This window comes from Bacillus sp. FJAT-42315, from assembly GCF_002797375.1.
Classification (GTDB): Bacteria; Bacillota; Bacilli; order Bacillales; family Domibacillaceae; genus Bacillus_CE.
On record NZ_KZ454941.1, the window covers coordinates 487750 to 505630 of the forward strand.

15 protein-coding genes are annotated in these 17881 nt (G+C 39.9%); 13 read left to right on the forward strand and 2 right to left on the reverse strand.

What is annotated here, in order from left to right; translation table 11 throughout:
• The first annotated feature begins 19 nt into the window (after positions 1-19).
• The 10 genes from CEF22_RS02215 to CEF22_RS02260 all read left to right on the forward strand — a co-directional run bounded on the left by CEF22_RS02215 (position 20) and on the right by CEF22_RS02260 (position 11759).
• Positions 20-1177, forward strand: coding sequence for an aminotransferase class I/II-fold pyridoxal phosphate-dependent enzyme (locus tag CEF22_RS02215; RefSeq protein WP_100401571.1), 1158 nt, complete (start codon positions 20-22; stop codon positions 1175-1177).
• Entirely contained in the window at positions 1177-1797 is a 621-nt protein-coding gene (locus CEF22_RS02220; RefSeq protein WP_100401572.1) for a sugar transferase, read from the forward strand. Before CEF22_RS02215 ends, CEF22_RS02220 begins: the two co-directional genes overlap by 1 nt.
• Positions 1794-2903, forward strand: coding sequence for a GNAT family N-acetyltransferase (locus CEF22_RS02225; RefSeq protein WP_100401573.1), 1110 nt, complete (start codon positions 1794-1796; stop codon positions 2901-2903). The genes CEF22_RS02220 and CEF22_RS02225 overlap by 4 nt, the downstream gene beginning before the upstream one ends.
• 56 nt (positions 2904-2959) lie before the next feature.
• Positions 2960-4183: an ATP-grasp domain-containing protein gene (locus CEF22_RS02230; RefSeq protein WP_100401574.1), complete on the forward strand. Its 1224-nt coding sequence runs from the start codon at positions 2960-2962 to the stop codon at positions 4181-4183.
• 17 nt (positions 4184-4200) lie between these two features.
• Positions 4201-5415, forward strand: a complete 1215-nt coding sequence (locus CEF22_RS02235) for an ATP-grasp domain-containing protein (protein WP_100401575.1) — start codon at positions 4201-4203, stop codon at positions 5413-5415.
• 164 nt (positions 5416-5579) lie between these two features.
• A complete protein-coding gene (locus CEF22_RS02240; RefSeq protein WP_100401576.1) occupies positions 5580-6512 on the forward strand; it encodes an LCP family glycopolymer transferase in 933 nt (310 codons plus the stop codon).
• Between the two features lie 114 nt (positions 6513-6626).
• Positions 6627-7391, forward strand: coding sequence for a tyrosine-protein phosphatase (locus CEF22_RS02245; protein WP_100401577.1), 765 nt, complete (start codon positions 6627-6629; stop codon positions 7389-7391).
• A 306-nt stretch (positions 7392-7697) separates the two neighbouring features.
• A complete protein-coding gene (dcuS, locus tag CEF22_RS02250; protein WP_157843137.1) occupies positions 7698-9293 on the forward strand; it encodes a DcuS/MalK family sensor histidine kinase in 1596 nt (531 codons plus the stop codon).
• The gene (locus CEF22_RS02255) at positions 9290-10000 is read left to right on the forward strand and encodes a response regulator (protein ID WP_100401579.1); all 711 of its coding nucleotides are present in this window, start codon (positions 9290-9292) and stop codon (positions 9998-10000) included. Before dcuS ends, CEF22_RS02255 begins: the two co-directional genes overlap by 4 nt.
• Before the next feature lie 106 nt (positions 10001-10106).
• A complete protein-coding gene (locus tag CEF22_RS02260; RefSeq protein WP_100401580.1) occupies positions 10107-11759 on the forward strand; it encodes an SLC13 family permease in 1653 nt (550 codons plus the stop codon).
• Between the two features lie 126 nt (positions 11760-11885).
• On the opposite strand, the gene ptsP is transcribed toward CEF22_RS02260, so the two are convergent.
• Together ptsP and CEF22_RS02270 are read right to left on the reverse strand one after the other, a co-directional pair.
• The gene (gene ptsP / locus CEF22_RS02265; RefSeq protein WP_100401581.1) at positions 11886-13601 is read right to left on the reverse strand and encodes a phosphoenolpyruvate--protein phosphotransferase; all 1716 of its coding nucleotides are present in this window, start codon (positions 13599-13601) and stop codon (positions 11886-11888) included.
• A 182-nt stretch (positions 13602-13783) separates the two neighbouring features.
• Positions 13784-14428, reverse strand: a complete 645-nt coding sequence (locus tag CEF22_RS02270; RefSeq protein ID WP_232726040.1) for a Bax inhibitor-1/YccA family protein — start codon at positions 14426-14428, stop codon at positions 13784-13786.
• A 243-nt stretch (positions 14429-14671) separates the two neighbouring features.
• Here CEF22_RS02270 and CEF22_RS02275 point away from each other — a divergent pair, with 243 nt between their 5' ends.
• The 3 genes from CEF22_RS02275 to CEF22_RS02290 all read left to right on the forward strand — a co-directional run bounded on the left by CEF22_RS02275 (position 14672) and on the right by CEF22_RS02290 (position 17880).
• Positions 14672-15415, forward strand: a complete 744-nt coding sequence (locus tag CEF22_RS02275) for a YveK family protein (protein ID WP_100401582.1) — start codon at positions 14672-14674, stop codon at positions 15413-15415.
• Positions 15405-16109, forward strand: coding sequence for a CpsD/CapB family tyrosine-protein kinase (locus CEF22_RS02280; protein WP_269799363.1), 705 nt, complete (start codon positions 15405-15407; stop codon positions 16107-16109). The genes CEF22_RS02275 and CEF22_RS02280 overlap by 11 nt, the downstream gene beginning before the upstream one ends.
• A 565-nt stretch (positions 16110-16674) precedes the next feature.
• Entirely contained in the window at positions 16675-17880 is a 1206-nt protein-coding gene (locus CEF22_RS02290) for a glycosyltransferase family 4 protein (RefSeq protein WP_100401584.1), read from the forward strand.
• Position 17881 lies beyond the last annotated feature (1 nt).

Consider the following 17881-nt stretch of genomic DNA (forward strand, 5'->3'; position numbering starts at 1 on the left):
AAATGAGGTGTATCACAAAATGACTGAAAAAAGGATTTTTCTATCCCCTCCTCACTTGAGTGGAAACGAACAAACATATGTGAATGAAGCATTTGCAACGAATTGGATTGCTCCGACAGGACCAAACGTTCATCAATTTGAAGAGAACATGGCCAAATATGCACAAACGAATGGCAGCGTTGCTGTAAGTTCGGGAACAGCAGCGATTCATTTAGCATTGCTGTTATTGAATGTCCAGCAAGGAGATGTTGTATTTTGTTCCACCTTGACTTTCGTTGCTACGGCCAATCCAATTGTTTATGTAGGGGCTGAGCCGGTTTTTATTGATTCTGAAGAAGAAAGCTGGAATATGTCTCCTTTAGCCTTAGAGCGAGCATTACATGAAGCAAAGAAAAAAGGACAGCTTCCAAAAGCGGTAATTATCGTGCATTTATTTGGTCAAAGTGCCAAAATGAATGAAATATTAGCAATCTGTCATCAATACAACGTGCCAGTCATTGAAGATGCAGCCGAATCTTTAGGTTCAGAGTATCAAGGGAGAAAAAGCGGGAGCTTAGGTTCTTTTGGCATCTACTCTTTTAATGGTAATAAAATTATTACAACATCCGGTGGCGGGATGCTCGTCTCTGATGATGTCGAACGATTGAACCATGCGAAATATTTAGCTGCACAAGCACGTGATCCTCTGCCTTTTTATCAACATCAAACAATCGGCTACAATTATCGTATGAGCAATGTTCTTGCAGGGATTGGCATTGCCCAATTACAGGTGCTAGATGAGAGAGTAAAGGCGAAGCGTGCTCTCTTTGTTCGTTATAAAGAATCCCTTCATCATATTGATAGCATTCAATTTATGCCAGAGCTTGCAGGCACAAAATCGAATCGGTGGTTAACGACGTTCACGATTGATGACAAGGAAAAAGTAGAGGAAATTCTTAATGCATTAGCAAAGGAAAACATTGAAGCAAGACAAGTGTGGAAGCCGCTTCATACGCAGCCCGTCTTTTCAGGTTATCGATATTATCCTCACTTGGAATATAAAAGCGTTTCTGATCAGTTGTTTGAGAAAGGACTCTGCTTGCCATCTGGAACGAGCATGTCTGAGCAAGATCAAGATCGAGTGATTGAGATTGTGGATTCCGTTTGTCGCTCAGTTAATAAAAGAGGGATCGTGTAATGACAACACAATTACGAGTGAAAAGAATGCTAGATGTAGTCTTGTCTTTCGTGGGAATTATCGCTTTATCCATCGTCTTTATAGTCATTGGCATTTGTATTAAAGTCACTTCTAAGGGACCTATTTTGTTCAAACAATCTCGTCTTGGAAAAAATGGGAAAGTATTTAATATTTATAAATTCAGAACGATGGTAGAGGGAGCAGAACATTTAGGTGACGGTTTATTCCTCCAAGATCAAGGTGATAATCGGATCACAAAAATAGGGCGTTTTTTACGTATCACTAGTCTCGATGAACTACCTCAGCTGTTTAATATTTTAAAAGGTGAGATGAGTTTTGTCGGACCGAGGCCTCCGGTTACTTATTATCCGTATAAGTTTGAGGAGTATTCTCCAGATAAAAAGATTCGCTTTGATATGGTGCCTGGTATTACTGGATACGCGCAAGTGATGGGGAGAAATGCTTTAAGCTGGGATGAAAGAATCGAATATGATGTCCACTATATTAAGCATTTCAGCTTATGGTTCGATATGAAAATAATTTTTTTAACAGTTAATAAAATTATTCGGAGAGAGAATATATACGGTAATGACCAAAAAAGGAGCGGGAAAATTTCATGATCAAGCAAAATGTGAAATATAAGATCCTTGATCTAAATCAAAAGGATGAGTGGCTCTATTTCGTCACGAAATGTGAAACATATGATGTCTTCTACCTTCCGCAATATGTGCAAATGTATGAAGAACGTGGAGAAGGGAATGGCTATTTATTTGTTTATGAGAAGTCTGAGAAGGAATTTGTGATTTACCCTTTTTTAAAACGGGAGATTCCAGATCGTGTTGATAGTCGAATATACTATGATATCACCACTCCTTATGGATACGGAGGGCCGTTATATTCTCTTAGTAGATTAAAAAGTGATGATGATTTTGTTAGGGATTTTAGACGAAGCTTTGAGCATTATTGTGAAGCGGAGGGCATTGTGAGTGAGTTTATTCGCTTTCACTCTTATTTAGAAACGGAAGCAGGGCTAGCGAGTTATGTCCATATCACGTCTGTTGGTGAGATGATTTACAATGATGTCACTAAGGTGGAAGAGGAGATTTGGCGTGAAGTGGGGTCAAGCAAAAAGCGGCGAATTAAAAAGAGTAAAAGAAACCAAGTGGAGATAAAGTTTATCGACGGAAAGGACATTGGTCCGAAAGAGGTCCAAATGTTCTATGACATCTATACAGAAACGATGGATAAGAAACAAGCGTCGTCCTTTTATTACTTTTCGTTAGAATTTTTTCAAGCTTATTTCCAAGCACTTAAAGGTTATATTACTCTAGCGTTCGCTCTACACGAAGATCAAGTCATCTCTGCCAATCTACTATTAAAAAGTGAAGGATTCGTCACCATTCACTTAAGTGCTTCTTTCAAAGAATATCTTCATTTATGTCCTAATTGCTATTTGCGATACGAATGCATCCTGTGGGCTAAAAGAAGTGGCTACCACATCGTCGACCATGGAGGAGGAAAAGAAAAAGGAGACTCCCTTTACAAATACAAACAACAATTCTCCAATACAGAAAAGCAATTTCACATCGGCAAGAAAATTCACAACCAAGCAATCTATAACCAATTAGCTAGCGCAAAAACGAGCCTCATACAAGGAGAACAAGCTGGATTTTTCCCAGAATATCGACAGGTGCCTGTCACTCCCCGAGATTTGTCGAATCAATAAAAATGATACTTTTCTCCAAATAGCTAATGAAAATCGACTAGGAGTGGAGATAACTTATGAAGGATAATTTTTTAATTCTAGGTGGTAGTGTCGGACAGTTGCCTGCGATAGAGAAAGCACAAGAACTCGGGATGAATGCAGTGGTCGTTTCTAATGATCCACATTGTATTGGAGCAAGTGTAACGGATTATTTTGCGTGTGTAGATACTACAGATTTCGAGGGCGTAGAACAAGTAGCCCGCCAATATAATGTGGTCGGATCGATGACGATGTCGAATGATGTGGCTGTACCGGTTAGTTGCTATGTAAATGAAAAATTGAATCTGCCAATGCAAGGAGAAGAGATTACATACGTTGTAGCAGATAAATATCGTATGCGCCAAAAATACGCTGCTTATCAAGTGAATTCTCCTCAGTTTTATCAAATAAGTGATTCTGATCATTTAGCTTTCATTAAGCATGAACTGCAACCTCTTTTGAAAACGAAAAGCTTTATTGTAAAGCCTAACGATAGCTCAGGGAGTCGTGGAGTCAGAAAAATTACAAAGATTGATGAATTAGATGAAGCCGTGCTGCATGCGATGAGTTTTAGCCCCAGTAAGAAGGTAATTGTAGAGGAATTTATCGAAGGAATTGAACTAGGAGCGCTTACATTTAGTGTAGATGGAAAAATGATTTACTGCTTCATTCACAATGATAAAGTCTTACAGATGGTTCAAATCGGTCATTCTTTTCCTCATATGTTTTCTAGTGATCAAGAGATAAAGATACAAAAGGAATGCGAAAAGGCACTAGCTAGTCTAGGGATAAAAAATGGTCCCTGCCTTTTAGATATTATGCTCGACTCTAATGGTATCCCTTTTATCATTGAAGCAGGTGCTAGGTTGTCCGCTCATAAATTACCTGAAATTGTTGAAATTTATTCAGGAATTGATCTAGTTACTCTCACTGTGCAATTAGCGAGCGGACAAAAAGTAGAATGTCCGCCAGTGACTAAAAACGAAGCAGTAGCAGTAGAAATGATCACTTTCGATCAGGATGGTATTATTGAAAAAATCGGCGATCTCTCTTCACTCATTCAAAAATATCAACCAGCAGATTTTGAGCTTCGCCTTTCAGAAAAGCAAAAAATAACTAAGCTCAAATCCAGTCAAGATCACTACGGCTATGTCATCTTCATTGGAGAAAACGTTGTTGAAGTAGAAGGGAAATGCACCCAATTTATCACAGAGTGCCTGTCACTACTCGATATTTGTCGAATTGAAACTCAAGTTTTGTAAGAACAGAGGGGGATTCTATGAAAAAGAACCTCTTAGTTTTAGGAGGTAGTGTGGGGCAAGTGCCCGCAATTGAGAAAGCTCAAGCACTTGGGATGCATGCGGTGGTCGTTTCTAATGATCCGAGCTGCATTGGAGCGAGTAAAGCCGATTATTTCGAGTGTGTCGATATAACCGATTTTAGTAGAGTAGAACGGGTGGCGCGTAAATATAAGGTAGTCGGATCGATGACGATGTCCAATGACTTAGCTGTGCCTACTAGCTGCTATGTGAATGAAAAGTTGAATTTGCCCATGCAAGGGGAAGGACTTATACATGTTGTGGCTGACAAATATGAAATGCGAAAAAAGTTTGCCGCTCATCAAATGTTCACTCCTCCATTTTATAAAATTAGTCATTCGGTCGATTTAATAAGGGTGAAGACTCAATTACAAGTAGCGATACAAACAAAAAACTATATCGTGAAACCGACGGATAGCTCAGGTAGTCGAGGAATTAGTAAAATTACAAACATTACTGAATTAGATCAAGCTGTTCAATATGCGATGCAGTTCAGCCCTAGTGGAAATGTAATCGTTGAGGAGTTTGTCCAAGGGTTTGAATTTGGGGCTTTGTCGTTTAGTGTGGATGGAGAAATGGTTTATTGTTTTCTTCACAATGACAAAGTGAAACAAATGGTCCAAATCGGTCACTCGTTTCCATCACTTCTATCTAAGAATCAGGTGAAAAGAGTGCAAAGTGAATGCGAAAAGGCTCTCAATAGTTTAGGTATCAAAAATGGTCCTTGCCATTTTGATATCATGATGACTGCTGACGGCACACCCTTCATTGTTGAAATCGGGGCTAGACTGGCTGCTCATCAAATACCTGAACTCATCAAGTTACATTCAGGAATTGATCTTGTCTCTCTCACTGTGCAATTAGCGAGCGGGCAAAAGCCTAACTGCTCACCTGTCACCCAAACGAAAGCAGTAGCCGTTCAATTTATCCATTTTGACGAAAATGGCATTCTCGAAAAAACAGGAGATCTCTCTCTACTTCATAAAAAATATCACCCAGCAGATTTCGCTCTAAAGTTTTCAGAAAATCAGGAAATCTCCAAACTCCAATCGAGCATCGACCACTATGGCCATGTCATCTTCACCGGAAACAATGTCAAGGAAGCGGAAAATAAATGCCGACAATTTATTCATGAATTAAAAAAACACATTGTTTGTACTGCTAATGTGTGGTAGCTCGTTTGACTAATCAGTTAAGAAATAGTCACATTCAGTCGTACCCTCATCATCTACATAAATTGACAAAAACCAGGGAGTGACAGGCACCTTCCTTCTCTCATTTCCATTTTCATGCTATTCTAAAGGATAGGTACGTACATTAATAAAGGAGCAAAATTTGGATGGAAAGAAGATCAAGGTCTAGAAGGAAGAAAAGTAAGAAAAAGCTTTTTCTTATTGTTTTGTTGCTTATATTGGCGATTGGGGGAGGCGCAATTTTTGCAGCATATTCGGTGATCAACAACGCTTTAGACGGCATTGTCAATGAACATGCGCTGAAGAAATCTGAAAAGCGTGAAGAAGAAGTTTCCTTGAAAAATAAAGATGCATTTACCATTTTACTGTTAGGGGTCGATGAGCGAGAAGGTGACCGAGGACGCTCAGATACGATGTTACTGATGTCCGTTAACGGTGAAGAAAACTCTGTGAAAATGCTCAGCATCCCACGTGATACGCGTGTTAAAATCGTAGGCAAAGGAACTGAGGATAAAATCAATCATGCCTATGCTTTTGGCGGAGTCGATATGTCGGCAAAAACAGTGGAGCAATTTCTCGATGTACCCGTTGATTACTATGTGGAAATCAATATGGATGGTTTTAAAGATTTAGTCGATGCTGTTGGTGGCATTGAAGTAGAAAATACATTTGCTTTTACTTATGATGGTGAAACTTTTCCAAAAGGAATGATCACTTTAACGGGGGAAGAGGCGCTGAAATATACACGTATGCGCTATGAAGATCCACAAGGTGATTTCGGTCGACAAGCTCGCCAACGCCAGGTGATTCAAGGCATTCTTGACAAAGGGGCTAGCATGACATCGGTGTTAAAATACAACGAAATTTTAGGTGCTCTGCAAAAGAATGTGCAAACGAATTTAACGGTAGACGAAATGATGAACATCCAGAAGAACTATGCTTCAGCCAGAAACAACATCCAACAAGAAACAATTGAAGGAACAAACAAAAAAATGAACGGTGTCTATTACTACCTAGTGTCTGATGAAGAAAAAGAACGAATCTCTGATATGTTGAAACAACACTTAGGCATTCAATAACATCAACCACACCTAGACGAAAAACACACGGCCTATAAGCTGTGTGTTTTCTATTTACTAGCTTACTTTAGTTTATTCACAAAGTTACATAAGAGTAAGGGAGGAGAAAACGCTATGATCGATCTTCACTGTCATATTCTATCTTGTTTAGACGATGGCGCTAAATCGAATGCGAGTAGTTTATCGATGGCTAAAATGGCCGAGAAACAAGGAATTACAAAGATTGTTGCGACCCCACATCATAAAAATGGTATCTATGAAAATAAGAAAACTAATATTTTACTTCACGTTGCTAACTTAAATCATGAATTAAAGAATGCAGGGGTGAATGTAGAAATTTTACCTGGACAAGAGATTCGAATGTATGGAGAAATAATTGAAGATTTCGAAAATAATGAGTTGCTTACTGTAGGTGGAAATTCCAAATATGTACTGATTGAATTTCCTTCTGGTTATATTCCACAATACGCGGAAAAATTGCTATTTGATCTTCATATGAAAGGACTTCTTCCAATTATTGCTCATCCTGAGCGGAATCAAGAAATTCTTGAGCATCCTGATAAGTTGTACAAGCTTGTCAAAAATGGTACCTTAACGCAAATAACCGCTTCCTCTTATATCGGTTATTTTGGAAAAAGAATTAAACGATTTACAGAACAACTTATCGAAGCCAACTTAACTCACTTCATCGCATCGGATGCCCACAACACGACCACTCGCCCTTTCCATCTAACAGAGGCATATGAAAAACTACAATCACAACTCGGGAGCGATTACCGTTTTTACTTTCAAGAAAATGCCGAAATGATTATAAGCGGTCAACATATTCAGAAAGAACCACCAGTACGTCTTAAAAAGAAGTTCCTTGGGCTTTTCTAGAGCTTAACACTCTTGTTTTTGTAGGTATTCTTCATTTTGTCTTTGTTAAATCCTTCATATGCAACTAAGCATTTTGTTATAGAACAGAATGCTTTTTTTATGTATCTCGCACTTTTCTGCTGAATCAAAGGTGCATTTTCCCGACTTGCCTGAGAATGTTTTTTCCTGTTGAATAAGTAAAATAAGCGTCAAATGTTCTTTATAATTTTGAACGGTACGAGTGTTATAATATAGGAAAGTAAAAAGTAAGTGTTTCTCATACTTTGAGGACAGAGTAAGTGGATTTGTTTAATGGAGGAAATGATTTTGAACATCAAGAAGAAATTGACGTTACGAGCTCTCATTGTCGGTCTCGTTGTGGTCGTTGTCGTATTGGCGCTAACGATTACGAATGGACTAATTGCCCATCAGACGGAGAAGAAAACGAGGGAGCAAATTGAGAAGACGGTAACGATGACGTCGCGGTTATTGGCCGAATCAACGGTCGTTCGCGAAGGGTTAGCAAATCAAGCGAAAGAGCAACAAATTCAACCTCATGTGGAACAGGTACGAAAAGAATTAAATGTTGATTTCATTACAGTATTTGATCAGCAAGGTATGCGTAAATCCCACCCGAACCCGGAGAAAATCGGTCAGCCTTTTCAAGGGAATGATGTGCAAAAAGCATTAAATGGAGAAGAGTGTTTATCCATTGCTGAAGGGTCTCTTGGCAAATCGTTGCGTTATTTTACACCTGTTTTTGATCAAGAAGGGAATCAAATAGGGTCGGTAGCTGTTGGAATGACACTAGTCCATATACAGGAAGCTATTCACTCTGACCAACAAGTGATTTACGTTGGGCTAGGAGCCGGCTTAATCGTTGGAATTGGTGGGGCCTTATATCTCGGCCGCCGTGTGCGCAAGGTGATGTTTGGGCTTGAGCCGATGGAAATTGCTAGATTGCTTGAGGAACGAGAGATATTGATTGAATCGACGCATGAAGGGATTGTGGCGGTCGATCGTTATGGCATGGTGACATTAATGAATGAAGCAGCGGTTCGCCTGCTCGAAAAAGCAGGTGTGACAGGCCCTTTCGTTGGACAATCGGAACGAACGATGTTACCGAAGATGAATTTAGGGCAAACGGTAACCAATGGACAGGTGATTGTGGATGAAGAAGTAGAAGTAAACGATGTGGTCTTCTTTGTGAATCGCTCTCCATTATATGTGGATGGTCAAATTATCGGCGCAGTCGCGACGATTCGTGATAAAACTGAAATGAAGAAATTAGCGGAGCGATTAAGTGGGACTGAGATGTATGCGGAAGCGTTACGTGCGCAAACGCATGAATTTATGAATCGTCTGCACGTCATTTTAGGAATGGTGCACATGGAGAGATATGATGCGCTTCCTGCTTATATTGAAGAGTTGAATGTGCGTTATCAAGACAGCATCGGTTATTTATCAAGACGGATTCAAGATCCGGTGATTGCCGGATTTTTACTAGCGAAAATGAGTTATTGTCATGAACAAGAGAAAGAATTAATGTTAACGGAAGATTCTTTTATGCCGAATATTTCTAGCTCTTCGTTGACGCATGACTTAATTACGATTATCGGCAACTTAGTGGACAATGCATTGGAGGCGACTCCGAAGCAGGGGCGACCTGTGACGGTGTTTCTCGGGTATGAAGAAGAAGTGCTCACAATCGAAGTGAAAGATCATGGAAAAGGGATGGATCACGTCGATGAGGCATTTAGAAAAGGCATGTCTGAAAAAGGAGAAGGACATGGCTTCGGGCTATATCTTGTAAAAGAAACGATTCAAGAGCTACAAGGACAGATTTATGTGACGTCTGAAAAGGGAAAAGGAACGATTATAGAAGTGAATGTTCCGATTAGAAAGGAGAGTAGAGAGCGTTGATTCAAGTATTAATTGCAGAAGATGATCCAATGGTCGCGCAAATTAATCAACAATACGTCGAGGCAATTCCGGGGTTTCACGTGCAAGCGATTGCTAATGCGCCGGAAGCGGCTCTACAAGAGATACAGGCGAATCGTCCAGATTTAATTTTACTAGATATATATATGCCTGGGATGACAGGGTTGGAATTGTTGAAGAACATTCGCCTATTGAATAAAAGTATTGATGTCATTGTGATTAGTGCAGCGAATGATATGGCAAGTGTTCGTAAAGCGTTACAGTATGGGGCGGTAGATTATTTAATGAAGCCTTTCCAATTTGACCGTTTCCAGCAAGCTCTTCTTTCTTATCAACGTCGATATGAGATGTATGTGCGTTCGAGTGAAGTGAATCAAGGAGAGATTGATGAGCTCTTTTTTTCAAAAGAGAAGAAGGCTATTCGAAAAGTATTACCGAAAGGGCTGACGAAAGAAACGTTAAAGCTTGTTTGGTTGTCGGTGGAAAAGTGGACAGAGGACGATTTCTCAGCTGATGACATTTCCTTTCATTCAGGTGTATCACGAGTCTCTGTTCGTAAATACTTATCGTTTTTGCAGGAAATCGGCGTGTTAGAAGAGCGGGTTTCGTACGGGTCGGTTGGTCGTCCGCAAACAAGGTGTCGAATTTTGAAGCAAAAACAGGATCAAGTGCGATCGTATATAGATTGAAAGCGTTTGCTTTTTTTATTTTCAAAACTATTTCTTTGCTTATTTAATCTCTTTTTTTCTGTGAAATCCTTTACTCTTAAATTAGATATTAAGAGGGGGGTCACCGATGAGTCAGTTAACAGCGATGGTTTGGCAAGAATGCTGGAATGCACATGATAAAATAAAACAGCTTCTTTTTTTCTCGGCAAAAAAAGAAAGTAAAGTAGTAGAGATGCAACATCATTCATCTTCAACGAAGCAAGGAGAGCCGAATGAGCCCAATAGACGGTCGATGACGAAAGTCCAATGGGTTGGTTTGTTCCTTGGACCGTTATTGTTTACATTAATTCAATTGTTTTTTTTACCAGAAGGACTAACGACTGAAGCTCGAGCGGTTCTTGCAACAACGGTATGGGTTGCTACTTGGTGGATTACAGAGGCGATTCCTATTCCAGTGACGTCACTATTGCCACTGATTTTATTACCGATTACCGAAGCAGTGGATGGTAAAGTAGCAACGGCTGCTTACGGTGATCCGATGGTCTTTTTATTCCTCGGTGGCTTTATAATTGCGATGGCGATGGAACGGTGGGATTTGCATCGTCGGATTGCGATGAATATTGTTTCGGTTATGGGAACAGACTCGAAAAGAATCGTGCTAGGTTTTATGATTGCGACTGGTTTTTTATCGATGTGGGTATCGAATACAGCGGCAGTGATGATGATGGTACCGATTGGAACAGCGATTACATATCAAGCAGCTCAAATCGTTAAACAGTCTGGCGATAAGTCGATTGATATTAAAAGCTTTGAAAAAACAGTGATTTTTGGAATTGGTTTCTCAGGAACGATTGGTGGGTTAGGGACGTTGATCGGAACACCACCCAATATTATTATGGCAGGCGCGATTGAAAGCTTTTACGGTGTGACAGTTTCATTCGCTGATTGGATGTTAATGGCGGCTCCTGTCGTATTGATTTCATTAATTTTCACTTGGTTTTATTTAGTAAATATTGCCTTTCCGATTAAATTTAAAGAGTTACCAGGCGGTATGGAGTTGATTCGTGAAGAAAAGAAAAAGTTAGGGGCAATGAGCTTAGAAGAGAAGCTTGTGCTTTCAGTCTTTTTGTTTGCTGCTTTCATGTGGGTGACGCGAACGTTCTTATGGCAAAATGAAAACTTTATTGTGATTCCGGGCATTAGTGATACGATGATTGCTATTTTCGCTGCAATATTATTATTCATTTTACCCTCTAAACGAACAGGTGGAGCGTTGTTAGACTGGACGGTTTCACGCGACTTACCTTGGGGTGTTCTTTTACTGTTTGGTGGCGGATTAGCGATTGCTGCTGGATTTAAAGAGACGGGTCTTGCCACTTGGCTTGGTGATCAGTTGACGGTATTAGAGGCGTTTCCGCTATTCCTTGTTCTTGTATTCGTGACAGCTTTTGTGTTGTTCTTAACAGAGATTACATCAAACACTGCTACGGCTACGATGATTATGCCAGTTCTTGCGGCATTGGCGATGGCGATTGATGTTCATCCATTTGCTTTAATGATGGCCGCTGCAATGGCTGCGAACTGTGCGTTCATGCTACCAGTTGGTACACCGCCGAATGCGATCATTTTTGCCACAGGAAAAATTAAGATTAGCGAAATGATGCGAGCCGGCTTTTGGGTCAATATTATTGCGATTGTCCTTATTGTTGGAGCCATCTATATTGGTTTACCGGTCATTTTCGATGTAGACGTGAATGCCTTTCCGATGAATTTTCGATAAAGAGTAGACAGAGCATGTTTTGAATAACTATTGTTCAAAACATGCTCTTGTTGTGTTATTCAGGAAAAATAACGTATCTACGGTTACACCGAGGACCCTTGGCTAAGCGGAAAGCTAATTCAAGCGTCAATATTGTTCTTTAATAAACGCTACCACTTCTTCCGCTGTCGACATCGACAAAATATGTTCGATATGCTCGCTCCAATTAACTTTAGAAAGCTGCATGATTTGTGAGCGAGCCTTTAAGATCGAAGTCGCACTCATCGAGAATTCATCCAAACCTAATGCAAGCAGAATTGGAATCGCTAGTTCGTCTCCTGCCATCTCTCCACACATGCCGACCCATTTCCCTTCATTGTGGGCAGCATCAATCACATGTTTGATTAAGCGCAGAAGGGCCGGATGATAAGGTTGGTACAAATAGGACACGTTTTCGTTTAAGCGATCCGCTGCTAGTGTGTATTGAATTAAATCATTCGTTCCGATTGAGAAGAAATCCACTTCTTTGGCGAATAGATCGGCCATGATAGCGGTGGAGGGAATTTCAACCATGATGCCGATATCTATTTGCTTCGCTATCTTGATGCCCTCGGCTTGCAGTTTTTCTTTTTCTTCTACTAAAATGGCTTTGGCTTGTCGCAATTCATTTAGTGTGGCGATCATCGGGAACATAATTTTTAAATGACCATATGTGCTCGCCCGTAATAGTGCTCGTAATTGAGTTCTAAACATATCTTGCATACTTAAAGAGAAGCGGATGGCGCAAAATCCTAAAAAGGGGTTTTTCTCTTTAGGAAGAGAGATATATGGTAGCTCTTTATCGCCACCGATATCTAGTGTCCGAACGATCACGGGTTTTCCATTCATGCGCTCTAACACCGTTTTATAAGCGTCAAATTGCTCTTCCTCTGTCGGAAAGCTATCGCGCCCCATGTATAAAAACTCCGTCCGATATAACCCGATACCTTCAGCGCCGTTTTCGAGTGCCCCTTTCACATCGGCTGGCGTCCCGATGTTGGCCGCTAATTCGATTAGATGCCCATCAGCTGATACCGTTTGTTCATGTATAAGTTGTGCCCATTTCGCTTTTTTGGCTTCATAGGCTAATTTTTTTTCTTCATATTTTTTAATCATCTGTGCTGTTGGGTTCACGATAATTTTTCCGTCGATCCCATCGACAATTACGATGTCCCCATGTTGGATGCGTGTCGTGCCTCTTTTCGTACCAACAACCGCTGGAAGCTCCATTGAACGAGCCATAATCGCAGAATGAGAAGTCCGTCCACCATTATCCGTTATAAAGCCTTTGACAAATTGTCGATTTAATTGTGCAGTGGTGGAGGGAGGTAAATCTTTAGCAACAATGATGACCTCTTCCGTAATCGTCTTTAAATCAGTAGAGTTTACGTGTAAAAGGTGAGCCAATACGCGCTTGGTGACATCACGAATATCGTCTGCCCGTTCCCTCATATAGGCATCTTCCATCGATTCGAACAAGTGAACAAATGTGGAAGAGACTTCGTTTAAAACAAACTCGGCATTAACTTGCTCGGAAGTGATTTTTTCTTTAATTGGATCAATGAATTCTGGATCACTTAATAGGAGCAGCTGAGCGGCAAAAATCGCTGCTTGCTCCTCACCTAGTTGTTTATGAGTATGCTCTTTAATGATTTCTAGGTCCGATATGGATGTAGCAACCGCTTGTTCAAAGCGCGTCACTTCAGCTAATGTATCGACTACTGCTATTTTTTCAATGATGAACTCTGGGCTTTCTAATCGGAAGGCTTTGGCAATGGCGATGCCGTTTGATGCCACAATGCCTGCAATTTCTTTTTTGCTCATGAGAAAAAGCCTTTCTTTTGTATCATTTTTGCCGTTGATTGGATGGTCATACCCAATTCCTCCTTTATCAACCTTGTCTCTTCCTTATAGTTTACCGCATAATCATACTCTTTCCATATAAACTTATTTAAACCTTAAAAGAGGTGTACCCAATTCCAAAGATTTGGGTACACCTCTTTTTGTTAATCCTTGCTCAAAAATCCAATCACTCGTAAAAGGTTAATAAATAAATTAATGAAATCCAGGTACAGATTTAAGGCAAGTAGCGGAATCATTTCTTCTGTAATAGTCATCCGTTTCATTTGGTTAAAGTCGTACATGATATAAGCGGAAAATAGCACCGTCCCAATTAATGAATAAACGAACATGGCAGTAGAAGAAAACGGCCAGAACAGATTCATGATCGACAATGTGATTAAAGCTAATAAAACCGTTAATAAAATGCCACTCAAAAATGAAAGGTCTTTCTTCGTTTTCAATCCGGCAATCGCCATCACTCCGAAAACGACAACCGTTGAAGCGAACGCACCTACAACTACTTGTGCGCCGGAAGTTGCTAAATAATGAGCAACAATCGGATAGGTTGTGATCCCCGAGATAAAGGTGAACACATATAAAAACGTATATCCGACCATTTTTCTTTTACGTAAAAAGAAAGCAGCCAGTAACATACCAATTTCAATGATAACTAATGGCAGAAACAATGCTGGCGGAACCATCGTTCCCATGAGCATTCCAATGACGGCAATCGTTAAAGAAAATACAAATGTTCTCAAAACAGAACCCATAAGGTTCGGTGTTTGTGCTTCAAATGCATATTGTGACATGGAATTTCCTCCTTTTTTATTTACATACGATTGGGAAAGAGAGAAGGTTTCAGCTTTTTAAATGAAGAGATTAAAAACTGAACGTTGTTCTTTATAACGAATAAATAAGCCGATCTACCTATTATTTAATCCTATTGATTATGATATACTCCTCTTATAAAGTTGTTCTAAATAAAGAACAAAATATTCTTTTAAATGAACGACGCCGGGAGAAAAATCAAAAAGTTGGGGGCAGGCGAAAGTATGGGGGAAACAATTAGTTTACGTGAATTGACCAATATTGTTTGGAAGCGTGTGAAGTTAATTTTAAGCATTACTATATTGTTTACTTTGTTGAGTGGTGTAATTAGTTATTTTGTTTTAACTCCTGTGTATGAAACGTCTACGCAATTACTCGTCAATCAAGCAAAAACGGAACAGCAGTTGTATGAACCAGCATCTGTGCAAACAAATTTGCAACTCATTAATACCTATAATGTCATCATTAAAAGCCCAGCTATTTTAGACAAGGTGATAGCGAACTTAAAGCTCAATGTGACATCTAGTGAATTGAATAATCAAATTAATGTCCAAAATGAAACCTATTCGCAGGTAGTGAATATTACGGTTCAAGATCCCGATCCCGAAAGAGCAGCTATGATTGCGAATGAAGTGGCTACTGTGTTTCAAAAAGAAATTGTAAAAATTATGAACGTTAATAATGTCAGTATTTTAGCGAAAGCGGAAGGGTCAAAGGAAATAGCACCTGTGAAGCCACAGCCGTTGTTAAATATTGCAATTGGTTTTGTTATTGGCTTAATGATCAGCGTTGTACTAGCCTTTTTACTCGAATATTTAGATCAAACGATGAAGTCTGAGCAAGATGTAGAACAAGCCCTTAGTTTACCGGTCATTGGAATGATTTCCAATATTGCAACACCTAAGGGACAAATGAAGAAGCTCCGTTCAAAAAATAAGCTAGTAAGAGGTGAGTCGATTGATTTTTAACAGACGAAAAAAAAATGATCTGGATGTCATCCGACGTAAATTAGTGACGTTTTTAAATCCTAAATCACCTATTTCCGAGCAATATCGCACAATTCGGACGAATATTACTTTTTCCTCTATCGGTCAGGAAATTCGTTCATTAATGGTGACATCTCCAAGTCCGGGAGAAGGAAAATCTACAACGGCAGCTAATCTAGCTATCGTCTTTGCTCAGCAAGGGAAAAAGGTGTTATTAGTGGATGCTGATTTGCGAAAGCCAACGATGCATCATACGTTCAATATTTTTAATAGTGTAGGTTTAACGAACGTTTTAACGAAGCAAAAAGCGTTATCGGCTACCGTGCAGCAATCACAGCTGGATCAGTTACATATTCTATGCTCTGGTCCCATTCCACCAAATCCAGCCGAATTACTCGGGTCTTATATGATGGCAGAGTTTCTTCAAGAGGTTTACCAAGAATATGAGGTGGTTATATTCGATACTCCTCCGGTTTTATTAGTGACAGATGCGCAAGTGGTAGCGAACCAATGTGATGCCTCTATTCTCGTTGTGAGCAGTGGACAAACAAACGCAGATACAGCCATGAAAGCAAAGGAAGTATTGCAATCAGCCCAATCGAAATTACTCGGTGTTGTGCTAAATAATATGAGCAACAAGAAATCTGGCTACGATTATTATTATAGCCAAAAGTAGAGCAGGATACATGTCTATGAAGAGAGACTTTTCGTTAAGCATACTTTAAACGAAAAGCAATAACTGGTAATGTCTCCTCACCACTATCAATGGAGGCACTCGGTTATACTGTGGGCGAGTATGAATCATCGCCTTAGACGCGAGTCGTCGATAGTATAGCGTGAGGACGGGTTAGATGCCCATTTTTTGAATGTATTTTTCGTGTCTGAGCAGTCGGCTCCGTATTTCGAGTTGTCCAGCTACAGGCGCTATCGGCTTGAGGTCAAAAACCAATCCGTCCAAAAGGTTAAAGAACAACCTTTCAGCCGGCTCGTCTTTTGCTTGTCGCCGATGAGCAAGCGCCTTCCGCATTTCGGATGTCCAGCTACGCTTCCTAGACACTCGAGTCAAATGCCAGCCTGACTGCATGGCTGAAGAACGCCATTTCGTCATTCCGTCATTTGCTTTTCGTGTCTAAACAGTCGGCTCCGCTTTTCGATCAAAACTATTAATAAAAGCTCATTTTTTGTGCGTTTTTATTAGTAGTTTTTTTATGTGATTTTAGTTGAGGGAAGAGGGTGGTAGGGTGAATGTTTTGTTTTTGACGTTATCGAGTATGGAGAGTGTGAGTGAGAGGGGAATTTACACGGATCTTGTTCGAGAGCTTGCTTATAGAGGTGTCCATATGTATGTGGTGACTCCGAGGGAAAAAAGAAAGAATTTACCGACGGAGTTAGTGAGAGAAGACTATATTTATCTATTAAAAGTGAAAACTGGAAATATAACGAAAACGAATTTGATCGAAAAAGGGCTGTCTACTTTAAGTATAGAGAGGCAATATCTTCAAGCGATTCAAGAGCACTTTGGAAACATTGAGTTTGATTTAGTGATGTATTCCACTCCGCCAATTACGTTTGAAAAGGTGGTGCGGTATTTTAAGGGGCATCATCAAAGTAAGACGTATTTACTATTGAAAGATATTTTTCCTCAAAATGCGGTCGATATCGAGTTGATGCAAAAAGGTGGACTCATGTGGCGGTATTTCAGAAACAAAGAAAAAAAGCTGTATGAGCTATCAGATCACATTGGCTGTATGTCGCCAGCGAATGTCGACTATATTGCGAGGTATAACAACATCGACAAGAAAAAGTTAGAGATTTTTCCTAACTGTATTGATCCGATCAACAGAATCGTCAGGAAAACAAAACATAGCCACCTGTTGGAAAAATATCAAATCCCTCAACATTCTACTTTGTTTATTTATGGAGGAAATTTAGGGAAGCCACAAGGGATCAACTTTTTGTTAGAAGTGGCAGCTCACTTTGATGCAGGCCATCTAATCATTGTTGGTTCTGGGACGGAGTATGAAAAGGTTCGAGCCGCTCTTAAAGTATTGAACAACCCTAATGTCACTTTATTGCCCTATCTCCCTAAAGAGGAATACGATCAATTGCTACAAATCACGGATGTTGGTTTGATTTTTTTAGACAATAGGTTTACGATTCCGAACTTTCCTTCAAGGGTTTTGTCTTACATGGAGTATTCGCTCCCAATCTTAGCTGCGACGGATCGACAGACGGATTTAAAGGATGTATTGATAGAATCCAATAGTGGCTTTTGGTGTGAAAGCGGTGATCTCGAGAGTTTTATGATGTATGCTGCAAGACTTGCGATGAATAAACGATTGCGAGAAGAAATGGGAGGTAATGGAAGATTGTATTTGGAGCAACATTATGATGTGAGGAAAGCAGCAGATATTTTGTTAAAGCATTTATTAGCGGGGGTGAGATGAA